This is a genomic window from Psychrobacillus sp. FSL K6-4046 (genome assembly GCF_038624605.1).
GTDB lineage: Bacteria > Bacillota > Bacilli > Bacillales_A > Planococcaceae > Psychrobacillus.
Map to the genome: position 1 here is coordinate 831499 of NZ_CP152020.1, position 21832 is coordinate 853330.

Below are 21832 nucleotides of genomic sequence, written 5' to 3' on the forward strand. Positions count from 1 at the left end.
TGAAATAAAAAACTGAGCAATTCAATAGGAGGAATAGTTTTGAGGAATAAAGGATGGAAGACAGCAACAGCGGTAGCCTTATTAACAAGTTCGGTTTTAGCCTTTTCACCAATTGCGTATGGAAAATCATTTTCAGTGGAGCAATCGGTGGCCACGGTGAAAGGTGATTTACAGAAGGCGACTACACTATACGTATCTCCGGCGCTTGAAGGGAATTTAATCCCTAGTGACTCGCTCTATGCTTCGTTAAATAGTGTGAAGAAAAAATATGAGATCACAAAAAGTGTCGTCACCTCATCCAAATTATCGGCAGGCGAGATAGAAGGCACACTGAAGGAAATGGATGCCATTTACAATGAAAAAGTAACTAAGGGATTAGTTTCTTATATAGATGCGTATAATTACGCAACGAAGTATATAGAACCTCTAATGAGGGAAATTAACCAAGCGGAAGCAAAGAGTGATTTTGCAGGAGTAGCTGCTGGATATCATAAGCTTTCGTATCAGTTAAAGGATCGATCCTCTATTTTATATCGCTTTTCTGGTAAAGCTGCACGTGATTTACTATTAGAAAAGTATAAAAAGCCAGCTGATGCTAAACGTGACGAACTAATGCTACCAGTCACCATTTATATGAAATTAGTAGATTTAAAAAGCTTATATACAGCTGGGAAACAATCGGAAGCTTTAAAAGTATATGCAGAAATAAATGCCTTAATGGAAGGGCTACCGAAAACAAGTAAGTATTCGCCTATTCTATTGGCTGAAGTAGCTAAAATTAAAGCGGTAGTGGAAGGACTTCCTAACCAGTCCACAGAACAGCAGGTACTTGATGCAAAGGTGGAAGGCTTCGTGAAGGCAGTAAATGCTAGCCAAAAAAATGTTCTTTTATCATCTAGCACGTCCAATTCTATAACGATAACAGTTCAGGAAGATATCAGTATGTTAGACTTTTTGAGTAAAGGATTTTATCCGACCCTCATTAGTAGCTTAGGTGTGTCTAAGGTGAATGGAAACGATCCATTGTCAGAGGCAGCTATGAATGAATTAAAGACTTTGTTTCCTGCAGATGCAAAAGTGCTATCCGAATTAAAAGGCAAGTCATTTAATCTTCCAGTCACCGTTAATAATGGTGCCTTGGATGTCGTATTTATACTAGTTTTTAACTAAACAAAATAAGACCATGTAAAAGCTAAACTTTTACGTGGTCTTTTTTTGTTTATGAATGTTCATTTTGGAAGCTGAAGGGTTTCACATAATTGCACCCTTCACAAGCGTGGCCTATTTGTTCTTGGGTATCGGGGTGCTGATAGTAAATTTCATCGTACCCACAAATGTAACACTCCATGACATGAAAAATGAGACGAGGACCAATGACGTTGTCTAACAGCTGATTAAAATCGGACTGCATATTCTACATCTCCCTCTGCTTTTGTATCAATATAGCAAGTTAAAACCATATTATTCGTCGAAAGCCGGCAGAAATTTGGATTTGATTTCGACTATTTCCTGTTAATAGATTATATGGAGGGAGCGTGTTCTATTATGAACGTTTTTTTTAGGAGGAACATACTAAAGGTTAGGTCTATTTGTAATCTTTTATTCATAGAAATTGAACTCTATTTTCAATTAAAAAGAACGATTTTTATTCGACGGTGGATTGTTTGTCGGAAAGAGAGGGAAATAAGGGAAAACGGTTAGAAAGATAGATTCATGCTCTGTGCAAGACAGTCAGAATCTCATGTACCTCTTTTTTGGTTGTGGTAGAATAGAGGCATTTTACCCACTTTCTGGAGGCATTTGATTTGATTTGTCGTATTATGGAGGGGAATGAGGACACTTGAGGATGTAAGAAATGAGGAATGCGAAATGATCGAACTCCGAGATGTGCGAAAAAAATATCGTTCAGGGACAAAGCAGATGGAAGTATTGCGCGGGATGGATCTTCGTGTGGAGCAGGGAGAGTACGTGGCAATCATGGGGAAGTCCGGTTCAGGGAAGAGCACGATGCTCAATTTGTTAGGAACTCTGGACTTGTTAGATAAAGGAAGCTATGTGTTAGCTGGAAAGTCAGTACATAAAATGGGTAAAGCTCGTCGGGCAAAGCTACGGAATGAGGAAATAGGATTTGTCTTTCAGCATTTTCAGCTAATCCCCAACTTGTCTGTATATCAAAATGTGTTACTCCCCTTAACATACGGGAGAAAAAGGCTAAAACGAAAGAAAGCTCGCGTTCTTGCTATGTTAGAAGAGATGGGTATTTTAGATAAGAAAAACTACAAGCCAGACCAATTATCGGGTGGTGAAAAGCAACGTGTCGCTATTGCAAGGGCCTTGGTCAATGAGCCTTCGCTTATACTTGCCGATGAGCCGACAGGGAGCTTGGATGAGGAAACAACGAAAAGTATTTTGAACTTATTTGATCGAGTACATGAAAAAGGAGCAACCCTTATTATCATCACGCATGACATGGAAGTAGCTTCTCGAGCACAGCGCATTTTAACATTGCAGAATGGGGTGCTTATATGAAGCTATTTACATCATTTAAATTGGCCTGCTTTGGTTTATGGTCGAATCGGCTTCGCGTGTTATCGGCGATGACTGGGGTGATCATTGGGATGTTTGCAGTCATTGTGTTATCTGCGATTGCTATAGGGGTAAAAGACACGCTGATGAAGCAGATGGGGAGCCTAGGAGCAGAACAAATTCTTGTCATGCCTGGTAGACTACTCGATACTACAAACGGGGAGAAGGATTTACTTAGCGGATTGACTAGTGTACCAAGTACGCTTACATATGCAGATGCAGAAGTGGTGGCAGATGTGGAGGATGTCAAAACGGTAACTCCTATTTTAGAAACAATCAATGTAGTGAAATATGATGAAAAGAGTGCTCAGTCGGCTATGGTTGGCACAACGGATCAATTTCTGAGAGTGCAGCATGCCGAGCTGTCAGAAGGAAGATTTTTTACACAAGAGGAGCAGGATGGGAAGGCTAAGGTCATTGTGCTTGGTAACAATATTCACGAGGCATTGCTTGGAAATAAGGAAGTTCCTGCTGAGGGCGGAGGGATGCCTTCGGAGGAAAAAGTGGAACCCGATCCATGGTGGAAGCGAATCATGAATAAGCTCCTAGGAGAGACCGCATCTGCGGAAGAGCCTTCATTAGTCGGACAAACTGTTACGATAAATGAAGAAACGTATGAGGTAATTGGAGTGCTCGCCCCAAACGCCACGCTAGGGTCTAGTACAGATAATAATGTGGTTATTCCGATTCAGACGGCTCTTGAGAATACAGATATGAAGAACTTAACGAAGATGATTGTGGAGGCTTCCAGTGTGGACGCCGTCGATCAGGTGGACGAGCAAGTGTTTAGTGCCATCATGACGAACCATACAGAAATAGATTTCAGTGTGGTGAAGCAGGAGCAAATGCTCGGAGCTTTAGGAAAGGTTACTTCTATATTGCAGGTGATGTTGTTCGGGATTACTGCCACGGCCTTAGTGATCAGCGGTATGGGAATCATGAATGTCATGGTGATGTCTGTCCGAGAAAGAACGAAGGAAATTGGTATAAGAAAGGCACTAGGTGCAACAACCTTCGAAATTTTAATGCAGTTCTTCTTCGAAACGTTGCTGCTATGTGTGATCGGTGGAGCTGCCGGGATTGGCCTTGGATATTTGTTTATAGAGTTTTGGAACAATAATGTGGATATCTTTGCCTTGGTGCTTCCTTTATGGGCGGTTAAGCTTGCGTTGTATACATCCTTTGGCATCGGTAGCCTGTTCGGCATTTATCCTGCCTGGAAGGCTGCTCGTATGAATCCTAGTGAGGCTTTGCGGTTTGATTAGTTTTGGACCTTTGGAAAAGCAAATAGGATTATTATAGGAATATTATTACAGGTGCCTGGCACCTGTAATAATATTTGTTTTGCTATTTGATTTTTATGGAGCTTGTACTTTTTTTATTTACCTAAAGGTTTTTTGATGTGATTTAGGGAATAAGATAAGATATAGAGTTTCGTAGAAGGGGGAAAAATAGTGAAACAAAAGGTACAAATATTATTGGTTTTATGTTTGTTTGTCTTTAGTGTAAATATGCCAGCAGCTTTTGCGACGAATGACAAAATAGATTACGTGGCGTTAGGAGATTCCATCGCTAGTGGTCAAACGCCATATGGAGAAAGAGTTGGGCGTGGATTTACAGACATAATTAGCGAGAAGCTTGAGAAGGAAGGACGTTTAGGCTCCTTTACGAAGGAATTTGCTAAATCCGGTGAAACGACGGAAGGACTGCTAGAAAAGCTTAAGCGAGAAGATGTTCAAAAGGCTTTAAAGGAAGCAGAGCTTGTAACAATTGTCAGTGGTGCAAATGACTTTATCCAAGTCTTCTATGACCCCAAGGATGAAAGTGTAAATGTTGATCTCACTGCAGCAACTTTAATATTGAGTAAGGTGTCGGAGAATCTGACGACTGCGGTTAAACAAGTAAAGGCTATTAACCCAGATGCCGAAATCTATTTGTTCGGCTACTTTTTTCCGTTTCCACATATGACGGATATTGCTACGAGACAACAGCTACAAATGGCATTCAATATTGTAAATAATCGAATTGCATCTATTGCAGAAAGTGAAGGTGTGCATTTTGTTAATGTGGCGCCAGCGTTTGATGCAAAGGGAACGGTCTATTTAGAAAATCCAAAGGATATTCACCCAAACGAAGCTGGCTACCAAGTAATTGCTGACCAATTTTTCTTAAAAACGCTGCCTGAGCTACCACTTGGATGGGGCAGGGTAATGGAGAAAAATATACCTGTAGCCTCTGATAAAAAATGGACAATTACGTTAAGCAAGGATGTCGACAATGCAAGTTTGAATCAATCCATTTTTGTCATGAAGGATGGGTCAATGGCAATACCAGTTGATAAAGCCGTGTCCAAGGCCAACGGAAAGCAAGTCGAAGTTTTCGCTCCAAAAGGTGGATATAAACCAGGTTCCTACGAGCTAATGATTACGAACAAGTTAAAGGGGAAAGACGAAAAGCCTTTGACGGAGAGTGTGTTAGTTAAGTTTGTGGTGAAGTAGAAGAGAGTATTGGAAAAAATAACAATTAAGTAGAAAAGATTTAAGCCTATTTCATCTCTAATGGATGAGATAGGCTTTTTAATGTCTTTAACGTGATAGTGTTTTGTTAGAGATTCCGAATACCACACACATATAAGGAGAGCTTTTCCTATTATTTTTTTGTCCGGATATAGTTGAGGGAAACTGTTATTTACTGCTGTCAATTTGCTGAGTTTTCTCATTTAGATTAGTGCACGTCGATAGTGGTGAATGGTTTCTTTAGAGTCGTTAGCATTTAGGTTAAAAAAGAATGGTATTCGTGTAGTTATTGGGGATCAAAGGAACGTGCTGTTTTTCTGGGCTGCCTATTGGGATCTTCTCGATTCATGGACTCTCTTACGATATCTTACAAGGAGATTTTAAGGAGTGTAATGAGTTGCTTTTAGGTCAAAATGAAGCACTTTGTGTTCAGATTGAGGAAATGAAATATAGGTGTCTATTAATACAGGTGCCAGGCACCTGTATTAATAGACACCTATAGAGTACAGTAAAAATAGATATTTATTTACTAATAATTTGGATGTCTTTTGTGTATTTAGATTTATTTTATAAAATCTTTGTAAAGTGCGTATTGTTTTAGTGATGATAATTCATTATCTTTAAGAAGTGCTTAATTATTCTATGTTTTAAAAATAGGTATACTAGTTAGAAAATAAATGAAATTAGAAATAGGAGTGGGATTGTGAAAAAGGATTCTATAAAAAAATCGGTAGTTGCAGCTGCACTTGCCACGTCTTTGTTTGCATCAGCCAATGTAACTTTTGCGAGTAGTTCGACACAACAAATTGTCGACCAAGCACGAATGGACATGAAAAATGCGGCGTATGCTTACGTTGTGCCAGCTCAAAAAGGTAAAATCGCTACTAGTAAAGAATTATATCCTGCTTTAAACAAGGCCAAAGCAAGTTATGCCAAAGCAAAAACAGCTATTACTAAATCTAACGCTAAAAATAAAGCTGCAATGCTGAAAGAGTTAGACGCTTTGTATAATGAAAAAGTAACAAGAGGAATTATCCCTTATATTGATGCTTATAATTATGCAGATAAATATTTGAATCCGATTATGGAGGATATTGAAGAGGCAGAAGCTTCTAAAAATGTATTCCAAGTTGAAAAGTCTTACCATGCGTTATCTGCTCAATTAAAATCTAGAACAGCTATTTTGTATCGTTTTTCTGGTAAAGCTGCACGTGATTTATTGTTAAAGGAATATAAAGATCCAGCTAATGCTAAACGTGACGAGTTACAAATCCCAGTAACTATTTTCATGGGAATAGTGGAAGCAGACAAATTAACGCAAGCTGGTAGATTAGAAGAAGCAAAGGATGTCCTTCTTAAAGTTTACCCACTAATTGATAAGGTACCAGCTTCCAATGCATTCCCAGGATTTAAGCAATTCTTAAGAGACTTATACAATCAGAAGATAGACGATAAAGTAGGGAAAGAGACTGTTTCTTTACGTATCCTAGGAACTTCTGATATTCACACTAATATCGTAAACTATGATTATTATAAAGACACAGCTTCTAACAGCTTAGGTCTTGCTAAAACAGCTACACTTATTGAAAATGCACGTAAAGAAAATAGCAACTCGTTACTATTCGACAATGGTGATGCTATACAAGGAACTCCACTTGGCTCTTATAAATCTTCTGTTGATAAATTAGTGGACGGAGAAGAGCATCCTTCAATTACTGCTATGGAGCTACTAGATTATGATGGAGCAACTCTTGGAAATCATGAGTTTAACTACGGTCTTGAGTTTTTAGACGAAGTAATGGATGATGCAAATTTTCCTTTCGTAAATGCGAACGTTCGTGATGTGGCTTCTGGCAAATTAGCATACACTCCTTATGTTTTAATGGACAAAGAAGTGGTTGATGCAGCTGGAAATAAAACAACTGTAAAAGTTGGGGTAACTGGTATTGTTCCTCCACAAATCCTTAAATGGGATAAATCTCATCTAACAGGTAAAGTAACAGTTGATGATTCCGTTCAAGCTATTGAAAAAGTCGTTCCAGAAATGAAAAAAGCTGGAGCAGATGTAGTTGTAGTTCTTTCTCACTCAGGTTTAGGTGATACAACTCATGAGGTAGGCGAAGAAGACGTAACGTATTTGCTAACTAAAGTGAAGGATGTAAATGCAATTATCACTGGACATGCGCACCAAGTGTTCCCAGGTAAAGTAGATGCTTCTCTAACTAATGTAGACATCGATAAAGGAACTATAAACGGTGTACCCGTTGTTATGCCTGGTAAATTCGGTAGCCATTTAGGTGTAATTGACCTTACTCTTGAAAAAGCTGGAGACGGCTGGAAGGTTTCTTCTTCTAAAGCTGAAGTCCGTACAATTGCAAAAGATGATTCAGATGTGAATCAAACCATTGTAAAAGCAGTGAAAGAAGCGCATGAGGGAACTATCAATTATGTACGACAAGCAGTTGGTGCAACTACAGCTGATATCCATAGCTATTTCTCACAAGTGCAAGACGACCCATCTATCCAAATCGTAACAGATGCACAAACGGCATATGTAAAAGCGAAGCTTAAAGGAACAGCTAATGAGAACCTTCCAGTGCTTTCAGCAGGTGCTCCATTTAAAGCAGGAACAAGAAGCGACTCAGAGTATTACACATATATCCCTACGGGCGAGCTGGCGATTAAAAACATTGCAGACCTATACTTGTATGACAATACAGTTTCTATAGTTAAAATAACAGGTGCAGATGTGAAAGAATGGCTAGAAATGTCTGCTGGACAATTCAACCAAATTGATGCAAGTAAAACTGGAGAACAACAGCTAATCAATACAGATTTCCGCTCATATAACTATGATGTAATTGACGGAGTAACTTATGAAATTGATGTAACAAAACCAGCAAAATACGATCCAGATGGTAACCTTGTGAATAAGGATGCTTCTCGTATTGTGAACCTGCAATTCGACGGCAAACCAATCGACTTAAAACAACAATTCATCGTAGCAACTAACAACTACCGTGCAAATGGAACATTCCCAGGCGTACGTAATGCAACAGAAACGGAAGTATATCCGGATGAAAACCGTCAAGCAATCATTGACTACATTTTAGAGAAGAAAACTATCGATCCTTCGGCAGATGGAAACTGGAAATTTGCACCACTTCCAGCAACTGCGAAAATCATGTTTGAATCCTCTAAAAACGCAGCAAAAATAATTCCTACTGATGGAAATATCCAGTTCATCGGTGAGGGTACAGATGGATTTGGCAAGTACTCTATTAAATAATTTAAAAGACAGAGTAGTAGCTATAAAAAGATGACTTCGGCAATTAGCCGTAGTCATCTTTTTGATGTGGATAAAGTCATCATTCGGATTTAAGAGTTATTATAAGTGCTATTGAGAGAGAAAATAAAAAGCCCCCAAATAGGTACACTTTTGAAAGTGGTTACTATCTGGGGGATAAATTGGTACTATCTAATAATTTCATACTTCTTTACATAATTGCATTGTTCACATGCCATTCCATTTTGTTTTCTAGTTTCAGGATCTTGGTAGTGGATTAAATCAAATCCACATATTTCGCATTCCATGTGATGAAAAATAATGCGGGGTCCTATGACGGTGTCAAGTAAATTGATGAATTCCATATGCTGCATATTTTATGCTCCTTTTAAAGTTTATATGTATACTATAGCGAAAATGTTTTTAATATTTCGTCGAAATTTGTATGTGAGTAAAAAAGGTTTAGACAATTTATTTAGCACTAGGATTACAGGAGGACATAACAGTAGAGAAGTATCCCACATTTCTTCTGGCAGGCTCTAAGTTCCACTCTCCTTTAGTTTTTGCGAAATTAAAATGGCAATCAAATTGATTTTGTAATCCTTCAATATTACTCCATTTTTCATTAGTATTATGTATCTCAACAAGTTTGTTCCAGGCATCTAACCTTTTTAATGTTGATATTTCATAATTTGCTGATGTTAATAAGTAAGAGCTAGGCTTCATACTGACAGAATGTAGATTACCTCTTTTAATCCAGTCATTATTATCGAAGTAGGTGTTAATATCGGGACTAGTAACTTCAATGGTAATAGATACTGGTTCTAAAAGTTTCTTTGTTTCTATTTTCAATTCTAGTATGTTCTTATCTCGAACATTTGTAGTCAAATGTAATTTATTTTGAATTTTTTCGGTGGAGATAAAAAACAATCCGAGAGACTCATTTTTTTTATTGAAAATATGTCCTGCATTAAATTTCTTTTCAGAAGAATCCTTGTAAAGGGTTATATATTCTTCGTTAGAGAATTTAAAGGGCAGTTCTACGCTTATGCTGGTTGTGGAAGGGAGAACGGTGAAAGATTGTGTCCAAGCGAAATCTTTTTTCTCTTTTATAATTTCTTTTGGGAATTTTATAAAAGGTGAATTTTTCAAGACTTTTGGTGGCCCAAAATTAAGATTACTTCCACCTTCACTAGTTATAAAGACACTGTTTTTAGTAGCGTTAGCGGAAGCTATACCTCCAAATAAAGTTATAGAAGCAACGAAAAGTAGTACGATAGTTCTAATTATTTTCATGGTATAAAATACTCCCTTATGTTTGATTCATTACATTATATCAGGACTTATTTCTTAATAAAAGAGCTTTTTATTGAAAAAATGAAAAATAATTTTATTTTAAATAAGTATATGGTTATAAAGTTGCATGTACTTTGGAGGGTAAGCATGTATGGATAAAGTCGTGGCTAAATAGGACTAACATTTGAGAAGTGTGACAGGTGCCAGGCACCTGTCACACTTCTCAAATGTTAGAATGAGTGTTTTTCTATTTTTCTTTAAATATGGTATTCTATTAGTAGATATAATATTCTGAAATTAATGTGGGGGATAGTGCTAATGAATATTAAAAAGTTTATGGTGTTGTTTGTGATTACACTTTCTTTTATTTTTGTTAATAGTGCTTATGCTGAAGTCGAGAAAAAAGTAATGTGGGGAAAAACAGAGCTAAAGGTTGGTCAAATTGGAAAAGTAACGGTCCAATCCGATACAACGCTTTGGAAACTAGAGGCTGATCAATCTTTAACAAAGGTACGAAGCTTGAAAAAGGGTGAGGAATACCGCGTATATCGCTATATTGGTGCCCACAATGGTCTTTATGGTGTAGGAGGAGGGAACTTCGTGAAAAAGGATATATCTATTAAGTACGAAACTCCATCGAAAGCTAAGCTAAAATTATTAAAGGGTGATAAACCAGATGTAGTCGAAACGCCAGCTAATCCAAAACCAGGAGATACGCTTCCAGTTGAGCCTCCTAAAAAAGATAATCTAACTGTCATCTCTGTTGAGTAGCCTAATTCTGTCCCATCATTGAGTTGATGGGACATTTTTATGTGTATCTGTTTGGTAAATATTTAAATAAATAATTAAAAATTACCTAAATTTAGTAATATTTTTACCTTAATTTACATGTTATGATTAATATAAAAGGAAGGGAGCTCCATATGCGAAAGTCTAAAATGTTCAAAATTTCCGTAGCAGCCTCAGCAATTATAGCAGCTACGCCATTGACCCAAGCTGACGCTGCAGCAAATGTGAATCAGCTTGTAATAAATGCACAAAATGCAAGCACCATTTTAAAGTGGGCCATTTCTGTAGAAGGGTTCGCAGATTTCAAAACAAAGCCATATGAAGAATATAATACAGCTAAAAAATACATAGAAGCAGCAGAAAAAGCGGCTGCGAGTCTCTCGAGCTCTAAGCGATTAAGTGTACAGGCATCACTGGTTGACGCAAAGGTCCAAGTAAAGCGAGCACAGGCATACATAGATGCAATTACTTCAAGTGAAAAAATAAAAGTCCTAACGTCGAATGTTCAACAAGCAATATCCTCTGGAAATTTAGATGATATAGAAACTGCCTACCACGTGGCCTCGGAAGAGTATCGTAAGCAAGCCAAGCTGCTGGATCGAGTCTATGGGCAGTCCACTAGAGACGGAATACGAAACTCAGTAAAGCCCACCTTTGAACATCTCATACAAAGTATTCGATACGATGTAACCGTACATATGCATATAAAAAAGGCAGAACAACTTTTGAAGGAAAATAAATACATAGAAGCTGATTTAGAGCTGATGAAGGCTCATCAATACTTAACCGATTTCGAGAACAACCATAGATTTCACTCCAAGCTAGTAAACAAATACGAGGCTGTAGAGGATGCCATTCCTATGTTACCTCTTTTTGCAACACCTGAAGGCAAACATACAGTAACCTTGAAATTGTCAAAAGCAATGGATCAAAATGTTAATCATTTAGAACCTGGTCAGTTTATTATTCCGGGGGAAATAATTCAGCAGGCCAAGCTTTCAGATGATCGAAAGTCTATTAAATTATCAACTTCAGAATTAGAATCAGCTACGGACTACACCCTGAGATGGAAAGGGCATTCCGTGCAATTTACGACACCTTCAGTTGAGGACACATCAGGTATTTCATTAACGGATTTAAAAGATCAATACCTTGAAACGACGGATACTCGTGTGTATATTGCGAAGTTTACAAATGGCGATGGTTCACCTTATAACGGCCGAGTAAAAATAAACCTGGCTCAACCTAATGGAGAAGCTACGACAGCTATTATTACTTCCTTTAATGGTCAGGTTAATACTGGAAGTCAGGAATGGAGCCATTATGCGGACCAGAACGGTCATGTCGTTTTTACGGTAAAGGCTTCTTCAAGTGAGGCAACGAGCGTGCAACCAACCATTCAAAAGCTTGATGGCAATCAAACAAGTAAAAAAGCTGCAATTACTTATTTCCACCAGCTTCAACCTAATGCAGGAGAATACAATTTAAAGCTGGAAAATGCACCTATTCATAAGAATTCAAATTTCATAGTAGTTAACGGGATTAAATACAAATGGGATACGAATGACTTATTTTTTATTCATGGACAGATTGTTTCTGTAGATGAATTTGTAGCAGCTTTGACTGAGGGAGATATGCTGACGGTTGGGTATAATCTTCATCCAAAGGATATATCAACGTGGAATATTATTTCGGATATCACTCGTTATGCCCCTGTTACCATTAAGAACCCTGTTAAATCATCTGTTACTTTTGATGGCTCATATTACGAGATAAGTGGAACAGCTGAACCAGGAAATAAAGTGAAGGTTTATCGTAATAGTGCTTATGTTGGTATGGTAACTGTGGACAAGGAAGGAAATTGGACAGTTGGAACCGTTAGTTTGCTTCAAAACATAGAAAATACCTTTGTTGCGTATCAGTATGGTCCCGGACAGGATGGTATCGATGGCACAGGATCGGTGGATCAGGCCAATGCTACGATAAAGGAGGGAGCTTTTGCCTCAACATCTATCACTTACCATGACGAAGGCTCCAAAGGAATTTCTATAATGGATACGCTTGATTTCCAATTTATAAATCCTTCATTTAATCACGCCTTTAAGACAAAGATTTCGGGGACGATCACTATAAATGATGGGTTTGGCAGTTCAGTGGAAGTGCGTGTAGATTATGTGGATGAAGATACTTTAAAGATCGTTGATTTTGTTTCAAGAGATGACAACTTTAGTTTTGATGCATCCGTTTTTGTTATTACTTCGACCTCTGGCATAGTCAATCAAGACCAGCTAGAATACAGTGTGAAAGCCTCGAAATTGGATGGAACAATTCTTCGAGATTCTTTAAAATAATCAATAAAGGCTATTCTTCGATATATTTCCCGGGGAATAGCTTTTATTTTTTATAAATTAATGAAAAAAAATATGGATTCTCGCCTAGTTTCGACAATCTTTTCAGTTTTCTTCTTATAGAATATAAAGTAATACTATTCTTTTTACAAACGAGGTGATGAAGTGCTAAAAGTAAATATCATTTTGGGTAAAACGTCCTTTACACAGTACATGATAAATAAACTACAAGAGGATCGCAAAAATATAGTAATTGTCATGGACTATAATCATTCGGACGATAAAGAACCATTTGTAGAGAAGGGAGCTATGTATTGCTCTCCAAACCAAGCCAAAACTTACATAGAAATTGCAGGAGAGGTACTATTCCACCGCTTTGGTTATGTAAAGCCAAGGTTGAACCACTAAGCTTATAGAAAACAGGGTGTTTGAAGATCCACATCTTCGGACAACCTGTTTTTTAGTTTGGAAGAGGAATTTGATTGGAAAAGAGAATGTTTGCGAGGGATTTGACGTAAAGAAATAGCTGATTGTCGTAAACTAGCTGCCTATTGTCGTAAATTTGCCTCGAGTAGGAGAGCGGGCAAGGGATTGTAGTAATTTACGGGTTGATTGTCGTAAAGTAATGCAGGATTGTAGTAAACTATCTGCTCATTGTCGTAAATTTGACTGGAGTAGGAGAGCTGGCTCGGGATTGTAGTAATTTACGGGTTGATTGTCGTAAAGTAATGCAGGATTGTAGTAAACTATCTGCTCATTGTCGTAAATTTGCCTCAAGTAGGAGAGCGGGTAAGGGATTGTAGTAATTTACGGGTTGATTGTCGTAAAGTAATGCAGGATTGTAGTAAACTAGCTGCTCATTGTCGTAAATTTGGCTGGAGTAGGAGAACGGTCGAGGGATTGTAGTAATTTACGGGTTGATTGTCGTAAAGTAATGCTGGATTGTAGTAAACTAGCTGCCTATTGTCGTAAATTTGGCTGGAGTAGGAGAGCGGTCGAGGATTGTAGTAATTTACGGGTTGATTGTCGTAAAGTGATGCAGGATTGTAGTAAACTAGCTGCTCATTGTCGTAAATTTGGCTGGAGTAGAAGAGCGGTCGAGGGATTGTAGTAATTTACGGGTTGATTGTCGTAAAGTAATGCAGGATTGTCGTAAACTAGCTGCCTATTGTCGTAAATTTGCCTCGAGTAGGAGAACGGTCGAGGGATTGTAGTAATTTACGGGTTGATTGTCGTAAAGTAATGCTGGATTGTAGTAAACTAGCTGCTCATTGTCGTAAATTTGGCTGGAGTGGAAGGTCGGCAAGAACTGCAAGCCTATTCTTGCATATCAAATACTCACTTAGCAAACGGATAAATGAGTTCCTTCTATATAAATATCTATAAACTTTCCTAAACGGAACATAAAGCTTTATGAAATGGGTAAACTAGTTGTAATTATTCGAAGGAAATATTGGTGTAATCTGGGGGAGATTTGGATGAAGATTCGTATTGAGTGGACTTATACAACGCCTAGAGGGGCAGAGACGTTTTTTCGGTCAGATGAAATGCCTGTTGCTAAAGCACTCCTTATTGCAGAAGATATTCAGAAAACAGGTAGAGTAAAGCAGATGGATTTTATTGATCAGTATGATAGCTCGTGGCTTTTAAAGGAGTTAAAGAGCTACCTAAAAAGTATTGAAACGGAGCCTCATAATGTGCGTGTTTACTTTGATGGAGGCTTTGATATTCAAACAAAGATGTCGGGTATGGGGTGTGTGATTTATTATGAGCAGAGTGGTAAGGCTTATCGCCTTCGGAGTAATGCTCCTTCCGCACATTTAATATCTAATAATGAGGCGGAGTATGCTGCACTACATATGTGTTTGAAGGAATTGGAGCTGCTTGGTGTTCACCATTTGCCTGTGACGTTTATTGGTGACTCGCAGGTTGTTATTAATCAATTGAGTGGGGAGTGGGCAGTTATTGAGCCGAGTCTATCGGGCTGGGCCGATCGCATCGAAGCGAAGATGAAAAAACTTGGGATCAATCCTACGTACGAGGCAGTGCCTCGCAAGGAAAATAGTGAGGCAGACAGGCTAGCTACCCAGGCATTGAACGGCATTGAGATAATAGCTAACAGTGAACTACTGTAAACAAGAAAAGCGCAACCGCCTATTCCTGCCCCGACAGGCAAATGGGGAAAAGTGAGGAGGCAGTTCCTCAGCCACCGGAGCTTTTATCCATTTGACCCCGAGGGGCAAGGAGCTGGAGCTAGACATCTAGAAAAGCGCAAGCGCCTATGTCTGCCCCGACAGGCAAATGGAGAAAAGCGAGGAGGCAGTTCCTCAGCCACCGGAGCTTTTAACCATTTGACCCCGAGGGGCAAGGAGCTGGAGCTAGACATCTAGAAAAGCGCAAGCGCCTATGTCTGCCCCGACAGGCAAATGGAGAAAAGCGAGGAGGCAGTTCCTCAGCCACCGGAGCTTTTAACCATTTGACCCCGAGGGGCAAGGGGCTGGAGCTAGACATCAATTTATCCATAGGTTCAGAGTCATAAAATTTCCTAAACAATAAAAGCCACTTCCTTTAGGAAGTGGACTCTAATTTTTATCGAACATTCATCTCGTTTGGATGGGATCCTTTACGTCGATCCTTGTTAAGGGTTTTGATTTGTTCCATTTCATCGTTAGTTAATTCAAAATCAAACACCTGGAAGTTTTCTTCGATTCTCGATGGAGTAACTGATTTTGGGATTACGATGGTGTTGTTTTGTAAATGCCAGCGTAAAACGGTTTGTGCTGGTGATTTGCCATGCGTGTCTGCAATTTTTTGAATGATGGAATCTTGCAGGACCTCGCCACCTTGGTCTAGAGGACTCCATGCTTCTACAAAAATATTATGCTTGGCACAGAATTCCTTTAGTTTACTTTGATCTAAGTAAGGATGACATTCTACTTGGTTTAATACCGGTGGGATTTCACATTCCTCTAAAATGCGCTCTAAATGTTCTATTTCAAAATTGCAAACACCGATCGCCTTTACTCGTCCATCTTTGTATAGCTTTTCCATCGCTTTATATGTTTCAACATAACTATCAAATTGAGGGGTTGGCCAGTGAATTAAATATAAGTCAACATAGTCAAGACCTAGACGTTCCAGGCTTTCTTCATATGCGCGTAAGGTATTTTCGTAGCCTTGGTCGCTATTCCAAACCTTTGTAGTGATAAATAAATCTTCGCGAGCTACATCGGCATTTTTTAATGCCTCACCGACGCCTTCTTCGTTTTTATAAATCATTGCTGTATCAATGGAACGATATCCAGCTTCAATTGCTTTAGAAACTGCTTTCGTAGCTTCTTCACTTGGTACTTGCCAAACTCCAAATCCAAGCTGGGGCATTTTCAAACCATTATTTAAGGTAATATAATTCATTCTAGCATTACTCCCATCTCTCCTATATTTTGCATACAATTACCATTTTAGTTTAATAGAAAATAATTATTTTTGCATTTAATTGGAACTCCATTCAAGGAAAAAACCTGTACTCTAAGTACAGGCTTCTGATTACTATGGATTCATTCTTTTTGTGTTTTCTTGTTTCGCTGGAGAATCATTGTTGGATTCTTCTAGTGATTCCTCTGTAACAGGTGTTTGTTTTTTATGTGATTTTGGGTAGTTGTTTTTCCCTTTTTTATCTTGGGCATTAGCATTGAAGTATTGAATACTTGTCATTGCACCTTCTTCAATCATACGGTTATCATCTGGATCCCCAGGATCAGAAAACCCTGTTTTCGTCACATATGTTGGTGAATTTTTGCGTGAGTCCATATAAGAATCCATTTTTGCTTTCGTATTTTTTAAAGCGACCTTAGCTTTACTACGATTTTCTGTTTTATATAAATAAGTAATGGCGAAGGCTGCGACGCTTCCGATGAGTAATGCTTGCTTGTTAACTTTTGACATTCTTATCACTCCCTTTTGAGTCTTACTTAAATAATACCCACTTCAAATCTTAACCAAACACCTCCCAAATAAAATTATCCTCTACCCATCAAGCTCCTCATTTTACATAGTAGTCGTTCTCGTCTCTTTTTAATTCCAGAAACAGTTATTCCATACCTTGTAGCAGCTTGTTTGAGAGAGGTCTCCTCCACAAATAGCCAGCGTAATAATTCTTTTTCGTCGACCGATAATTGTTTTATAGCATTGGACAATTGGTCATGTTCAATAGTGGGGAGCTTGTCATTCTCTAGTAGGTTGCTCAATTGTTCTTCTTCTATAACTTGAAAACGTTCTTCGTTGAGATGTTCTTTTTTTAATTCATCGAGTAATGCTCCATAGATCGTCCGATAAGCAAAGGGAGTAAAGTCACCTTTGGTAGCATCATACTTTAACCAAGCTTTCCATAGTGCGATAAATCCAGCCTGTTTAAAGGTATCGTGGTTTTTATAAATATTTAATTTTCTTATGCAGGCAGAGATCATTGGCTTATAGTCATCTAAAATATCTTCAAAACGCTCCATATAATTTCCATTCCATCATGCATGACTATTTTTTTCCTAGGTATTCCATAGCATAACGAGAAGTCTCGCGATATTCGAATGTGGAAATATGAAGAATTGACATACATACGTTATATTTGTTTTGCAAAATTTTAATGAAATACGACAAAATAAATTAAAATCCATATTATATTAATAATTACAATTATTCAGTTAATTCAGACTATACAAAGAGGAGGGTATTTAGTATTATTTATTTAAGGGGAAACAGGGGAGTGAAAAAACTGCTGTATAACGATTCTTTATTGATAACGAGATATACACTTATGATTCAATCAGCATTTTGTGGGGGATATAAATCCATTATCACTACAACACATGGAGTTTTCAGATCTTCCTTATCCGTCAATCAACTACTGAATTTAGCATGTATTCGCCATGCTTCTACATTAGAAGGTCGAATGGAAGCAACTAAGAAAATGATGAATTATGCAAACAAGTCACCAATTTTAATAGCTGAAAAAATCGGTGCTTTTCCAACAAGATCTTATAAGGACTTAGAATGTATTTGGATATTTAATCATTTGTTTCAAATAGAGAACCAGGGAAGGGGTTTATGCAAGCTTACGTTTTATGACAAAATAAGCGTGGAAGTAGCTGTTTCTAAGTATACGTTGTTGAAGCAGCAGGAGCGATTACACACAACAATGAATTTATTTAGTATGTTAAGTGAGAAGGTAGACTTATTTGATTTGAAATTTCCAAACAAAATGTAATTAAATAGAAAAATAGTTTCTCCTTAATAAAACGGCTGTTTACTCCATAATCAGTCGCTTTTTTATATTAATATATAGTTCTTTAAACCTATATTAATGATACAATCTATCTATTACAATTGTTTATATACGTGTTGAATCAAATTATTGGTAAAAATGAAATAATATTTTGATGTAAAATGGTTTGAATATATGGAGGGAATAGAATGGACGTAGCTAACGTTTATGTCGACTTTAAACTTGCAGTTGAGGAGGGTACATCGTTCTTTAGAGTTCTTGCCCAGTGTTTCATCTATAAAGATTCTCATGACGATCCAATTCTAATAGGCGAAGCCTCCTTACATTTGTTTAATCCAGTAAAAACCTCTTATCTAGATCTTTGTGGAGAAGCAGATTGCTTGTCTGATAAGCTATCGTACTCTCTAATAAGTTTAGAAAAATTTTGTGAAGTAGATAAGATCAATAGTATCGTAGCTGTTTTTCATACATTGAATCTCAAAGAACCTTGGGATGAAAAGGAGCTTAGCATTGCCATTTATGAAAAGCTGGAGGATCAATTATCATTATTAAATGTTGAATTGATTTTAATTTCGAATAGCCGTCATCACGTAATCGATAACTTAACCAGTATATCACCGTACTATACTGAATTAGGATTTACATCTTACAACATAGAAAAAGAACCTATCATCATGTATAAGCAGATTTCCAGTACATATGTAGAGATAAATTAAAAGTAGGCAGCCAATTTTGTAATGATTGGCTGCCTACGTTTATACCTCCTCTAAATAAAGCTGATATACTTTTTTGGGTCGTCCTCTTAGTTTTTTTTGCTGCTGTGTCGTAACCTTTGCCGCCCCTTTTTCCTCTAGCTTTTTCAGAATACGATTGGCTGCTCTTTCGGTAATACCCAAGTGAATACTTAGGTCCTCCGCTGACAGGATGTTTGTTTGAAGCTTGTTCATTACTGCGATTATTTTCTTCAGCTGAAGGGACGTCGTGTTTAGCTTAGCGCTTAGCTTTTCTGTTGCAGAATCGTACTGAGTATCTACTTGAATATAGTCTTCGCTTCCAAGAGGTCCAATGAGCTTTGCCTCTTTTGTTAATATATAGGACTGTGTTTCCGAAGTTGTACATAAGTGAGCCGCTTTTTCTGCGTTTAACTGTGCTGCTTGAATAGAATTGCCAATTCCCCATCCAATTTTCACTACAAATGGTAGCTCGGCTGAAAGGTAGCTGACTAGTTTGCAGCTCTCCATGTCACTTGTTATTAGTTTGAAGTCGCAGTAATTCGTTATAACTTCATAGAAAAACGTATTTTGATGAATGATAAATTTCATATTATTTCCTCGGCTAAAGTCTAGGATTGCTTTGTATAAGGACATTTGTTTATATTCCAAATCTCTAAAATTTTCCCGTGTTATAGATAGCTCTAAATGTGCTATGACTACTTGATTTTCAATTAGCTGGAGTATTTGAATTTCTTTTAAGAGCTCATCTACTTTTTCGACCATGCTTCTTTGGGAAGGTACAACTAAAATTAAATTTATTCCATACGGCTTCAGTATGTCAGGAAGGCGACTCAGTCGTGTCATGCTAACATCTATTTTCCCTTCCTTCCAAAGCTTCACATGGTAGTTCGTCATTTTTTCATATACCTGGTGATCTGCATAGGACTGCATGGTTGCATCAAAGATATAAGGGAAGTCCTCTTTCTCCGTCCATTCCTTCACTCCAAGATAGTTATTTTCCTCATATAAAAAGTCTATCAAGCAACGTTTCATCTGAAAGTCTCGGTTTGTATACATATATTCAGATAATGCACGATAGAAGTCCGTTTGCGTAACATCAAAATGTAACATCGGAATGTCAATATCGGGGAAGTGCTGCTGGACAAAAAAGTGTGGGATTTGTCCGCTAAATAGAACTCCGTCGACTAATCGAATCTGCTCTAAAAAAATATCCTTTAAATGCTCTAATGATTGGTACACCATAAAACTATACTCACATGGTTCTACTGGTAGTGTTTCTACCTGCTTAACCCATTCTAGTGAATTCTCGGTAGTCAATATTAAAATGCGAGGCATATTTATAATGTTCTCCTTTTTCTAAAAATTTGTTGAATTTTGTCTAATTATAGTTTACCCTATTCTTTAAAGACAGGTACAAAAAGTGTCTTTTAATAAAAAAAGGGGTGATTATTATTACAACTAACAGTGTTGAAATGAAAGATAACGGTAAATTTTCCAAGTTTCTTTCTTTAGTTGAACGGATAGGAAATAAGCTGCCAGATCCATTTATTCTCTTTTTCTATCTAACTTTGGCATTAATGATTGTTTCAGCAATTTTAAATTTAGTTGGTGCAGAGGTTATCCACCCGAATACCGAGGAAACAGTTGCAGTTAAGAGTATTCTCTCGGGCGAAGGTCTCCAGTTTATACTAGCTAATACTCTGACCAATTTCACTAGTTTTGCACCGCTTGGTCTCGTACTAACAATTATGTTAGGAATCGGATTAGCGGAAAAAGTAGGTTTATTGGAAATGCTTATGAAGCGTGCCATTGTAAAAACACCTACTAAAATTATTACGTTTACCGTGTTCTTTATTGGTATTTTAGGAAATATCGCTTCAGACGCTGCATTTGTAGTAATTCCACCTTTAGCGGCTCTAGTTTTTCTATCTCTAGGCAGACATCCACTAGCAGGTTTAGCAGTTGGTGTAGCTAGTACAGGAATTGGTTTTACAGCAAATATACTAATCGCAGGAACGGATGCATTACTTTCTGGTATTTCTACGGAAATTGCTAAGGGTATTAACCCAGATGTAATCGTAACACCGCTAGATAACTGGTTCTTTATGAGTGTCTCTACGTTCTTACTTGCAGCCGTAGGGACCATTATTACTGAAAAGTATGTTGAGCCTAGACTTGGTACATATACAGGGAAGCAACAAGCGTTCTCAAAAGATATTAGCCCTTTGGAAAAGAAAGGATTACGAAATACGTTAATAGCAGCCATTATATTTATTGCAATTGTAGTTATTGGTATGCTGATTCCTAACTCTCCACTTTTAAATGAAGATGGCACTATTTTACGTTCACCATTTTTATCAGGGATTGTTCCTGTTTTGTTCTTGTTCTTTGTAACGGTAGGTATTGTCTACGGAGTTACGACAAAAAAAATTCAGTCTACAGCTGATGTTCCAAAAATAATGACAGAGGCGATAGGAAGCTTGTCTGGCTATATCGTTTTAATCTTTATGATTGCTCAGTTTGTTGCCTATTTTAACTGGTCGAATATAGCTATTTGGTTAGCTGTAAATTGCGCAGATCTATTAACAAAGTTCAATATGACAAATATTTTTGTTATCGTGTTATTTGTAATTTTAGTAGCATTTTTAAGTTTGTTTATCATTAGTGGCTCGGCTCTATGGGCATTAGTTGGTCCCGTATTTATCCCGATTTTTATGCTGCTAGGGTATCATCCCGCATTTATCCAACTAGCTTATCGTATTGGAGAGTCCTCTACGAATATGGTGACACCGTTGAATCCTTATTTTGCGATTATCTTATCATTCATGCACCTTTACGATAAAAAAGCAGGTATTGGTACGCTTATGTCACTAATGCTTCCGTATACTATTGTTTTCCTAATCGTTTGGGTTGCTCTAATGTTAGTTTTTGCATTTTTCGGAATTCCAATCGGGCCAGGAGTATCCTTGTATTTAAATTAAATGAATTAAGGAGTGAAC

17 protein-coding genes are annotated in these 21832 nt (G+C 37.6%); 12 read left to right on the plus strand and 5 right to left on the minus strand.

The genetic code is table 11. The features are described 5' to 3' along the window. Positions 1–39 precede the first annotated feature (39 nt). From MKY09_RS03970 to MKY09_RS03990, 5 genes are all read left to right on the plus strand, one after another. A complete protein-coding gene (locus MKY09_RS03970) occupies positions 40–1170 on the plus strand; it encodes a hypothetical protein (RefSeq protein WP_342567647.1) in 1131 nt (376 codons plus the stop codon). A gap of 699 nt (positions 1171–1869) precedes the next feature. Beyond that, a complete protein-coding gene (locus MKY09_RS03975) occupies positions 1870–2529 on the plus strand; it encodes an ABC transporter ATP-binding protein (protein ID WP_251552654.1) in 660 nt (219 codons plus the stop codon). Further along, positions 2526–3851, plus strand: a complete 1326-nt coding sequence (locus MKY09_RS03980; protein WP_342567648.1) for an ABC transporter permease — start codon at positions 2526–2528, stop codon at positions 3849–3851. The genes MKY09_RS03975 and MKY09_RS03980 overlap by 4 nt, the downstream gene beginning before the upstream one ends. A 189-nt stretch (positions 3852–4040) precedes the next feature. Then, the gene (locus MKY09_RS03985; protein WP_342567649.1) at positions 4041–5084 is read left to right on the plus strand and encodes a GDSL-type esterase/lipase family protein; all 1044 of its coding nucleotides are present in this window, start codon (positions 4041–4043) and stop codon (positions 5082–5084) included. Positions 5085–5805: 721 nt separating this feature from the next. Continuing rightward, the gene (locus MKY09_RS03990) at positions 5806–8391 is read left to right on the plus strand and encodes a bifunctional 2',3'-cyclic-nucleotide 2'-phosphodiesterase/3'-nucleotidase (protein WP_342567650.1); all 2586 of its coding nucleotides are present in this window, start codon (positions 5806–5808) and stop codon (positions 8389–8391) included. Between the two features lie 468 nt (positions 8392–8859). On the opposite strand, the gene MKY09_RS03995 is transcribed toward MKY09_RS03990, so the two are convergent. After that, entirely contained in the window at positions 8860–9684 is an 825-nt protein-coding gene (locus MKY09_RS03995) for a DUF2599 domain-containing protein (RefSeq protein ID WP_342567651.1), read from the minus strand. Positions 9685–10002: 318 nt separating this feature from the next. Between MKY09_RS03995 and MKY09_RS04000 the strand changes: the two genes are divergently transcribed. From MKY09_RS04000 to MKY09_RS04015, 4 genes are all read left to right on the plus strand, one after another. Then, positions 10003–10455, plus strand: coding sequence for a VCBS domain-containing protein (locus tag MKY09_RS04000; protein WP_342567652.1), 453 nt, complete (start codon positions 10003–10005; stop codon positions 10453–10455). A 152-nt stretch (positions 10456–10607) separates the two neighbouring features. Next, a complete protein-coding gene (locus tag MKY09_RS04005) occupies positions 10608–12824 on the plus strand; it encodes a hypothetical protein (RefSeq protein WP_342567653.1) in 2217 nt (738 codons plus the stop codon). A gap of 162 nt (positions 12825–12986) precedes the next feature. Next, positions 12987–13229, plus strand: a complete 243-nt coding sequence (locus tag MKY09_RS04010) for a hypothetical protein (protein ID WP_169361226.1) — start codon at positions 12987–12989, stop codon at positions 13227–13229. A gap of 1070 nt (positions 13230–14299) precedes the next feature. Then, positions 14300–14956, plus strand: a complete 657-nt coding sequence (locus MKY09_RS04015) for a ribonuclease H family protein (protein ID WP_342567654.1) — start codon at positions 14300–14302, stop codon at positions 14954–14956. Positions 14957–15410: 454 nt separating this feature from the next. On the opposite strand, the gene MKY09_RS04020 is transcribed toward MKY09_RS04015, so the two are convergent. From MKY09_RS04020 to MKY09_RS04030, 3 genes are all read right to left on the minus strand, one after another. Next, complete coding sequence (locus MKY09_RS04020; protein ID WP_169361443.1) at positions 15411–16235, minus strand: aldo/keto reductase; 825 nt, start codon at positions 16233–16235, stop codon at positions 15411–15413. 135 nt (positions 16236–16370) lie between these two features. Beyond that, the gene (locus MKY09_RS04025) at positions 16371–16766 is read right to left on the minus strand and encodes a hypothetical protein (RefSeq protein ID WP_169361442.1); all 396 of its coding nucleotides are present in this window, start codon (positions 16764–16766) and stop codon (positions 16371–16373) included. Between the two features lie 74 nt (positions 16767–16840). After that, complete coding sequence (locus MKY09_RS04030; RefSeq protein ID WP_169361441.1) at positions 16841–17326, minus strand: sigma-70 family RNA polymerase sigma factor; 486 nt, start codon at positions 17324–17326, stop codon at positions 16841–16843. 254 nt (positions 17327–17580) lie between these two features. Here MKY09_RS04030 and MKY09_RS04035 point away from each other — a divergent pair, with 254 nt between their 5' ends. Then, the gene (locus MKY09_RS04035) at positions 17581–18081 is read left to right on the plus strand and encodes a competence protein ComK (protein ID WP_169361440.1); all 501 of its coding nucleotides are present in this window, start codon (positions 17581–17583) and stop codon (positions 18079–18081) included. 206 nt (positions 18082–18287) lie between these two features. After that, positions 18288–18815 carry a hypothetical protein gene (locus MKY09_RS04040; protein WP_169361439.1) on the plus strand — a complete coding sequence of 176 codons (528 nt, stop codon included), beginning with the start codon at positions 18288–18290 and terminating at the stop codon, positions 18813–18815. A gap of 39 nt (positions 18816–18854) precedes the next feature. On the opposite strand, the gene MKY09_RS04045 is transcribed toward MKY09_RS04040, so the two are convergent. Then, a complete protein-coding gene (locus tag MKY09_RS04045; protein ID WP_342567655.1) occupies positions 18855–20168 on the minus strand; it encodes a hypothetical protein in 1314 nt (437 codons plus the stop codon). Positions 20169–20275: 107 nt separating this feature from the next. Here MKY09_RS04045 and MKY09_RS04050 point away from each other — a divergent pair, with 107 nt between their 5' ends. Further along, positions 20276–21814: an AbgT family transporter gene (locus MKY09_RS04050; protein ID WP_342567656.1), complete on the plus strand. Its 1539-nt coding sequence runs from the start codon at positions 20276–20278 to the stop codon at positions 21812–21814. Positions 21815–21832 lie beyond the last annotated feature (18 nt).